Genomic DNA, 581 nt, shown 5'->3' with positions numbered 1-581 from the left:
GCTGACTTCGTAGGTGTGGGGAAGGGTATTGATTTTGTCCCTGATGACTTCGGGTGCTCGCAAGAACCGTCGTTCCATCCGTCGTGGCCGTGCTTTGCTGGTCGCGCCGGTGTTGGCGGCGACGATTGGTGGCGGTATCGCGATGTCCCAGCCGGCGAGTGCCGCGGCGCGGCCGGATGCGCACAGGTTCCTGAGTGCTGTGGTGCCGTGTGAGTCCGGTGGTAATCCGCGTGTGGTGAACTCGATTGGTGCTGGTGGGCTGTTCCAGTTCATGCCGGGCACGTGGCATGCGGTGGGTGGTAAGGGTCTGCCGCAGAACGCGAGTGTGGCTGAGCAGTGGAAGCGTGCGCATATTCTGTATGCGCAGCAGGGTTCGAGTCCGTGGGTGAGCTCGAAGCCGTGCTGGGGTCACAAGATCTGAGCTGATCGATCAATGCGCTGATCCCGTGTCGCGCGACCTTCGTAGGTTGGCTGTGGCTGGGTGAGGTGTGGATCAGGGTTGGGGCTACCGTCCCAGGCATGACGCCGGTGCGCCCGTGACGTCCACAAGACGTCCGGGCGTATCGGCGTTTCCGCGTCCA

Annotated in this window: 1 protein-coding gene; it reads left to right on the top strand. The window is 63.2% G+C overall.

Annotated features, from left to right (window positions below; all coding sequences use genetic code 11):
* Window positions 1-43: 43 nt before the first annotated feature.
* Window positions 44-421: a transglycosylase family protein gene (locus FREUN1FDRAFT_RS42815; RefSeq protein ID WP_083828618.1), complete on the top strand. Its 378-nt coding sequence runs from the start codon at window positions 44-46 to the stop codon at window positions 419-421.
* Window positions 422-581 lie beyond the last annotated feature (160 nt).

Origin of the sequence: Parafrankia sp. EUN1f, assembly GCF_000177675.1 — a bacterium.
Taxonomy (GTDB): domain Bacteria; phylum Actinomycetota; class Actinomycetes; order Frankiales; family Frankiaceae; genus Parafrankia.
The sequence above is the reverse complement of the archived record's forward strand: the minus strand, read 5'-3'. Positions and strand labels throughout refer to the sequence as shown.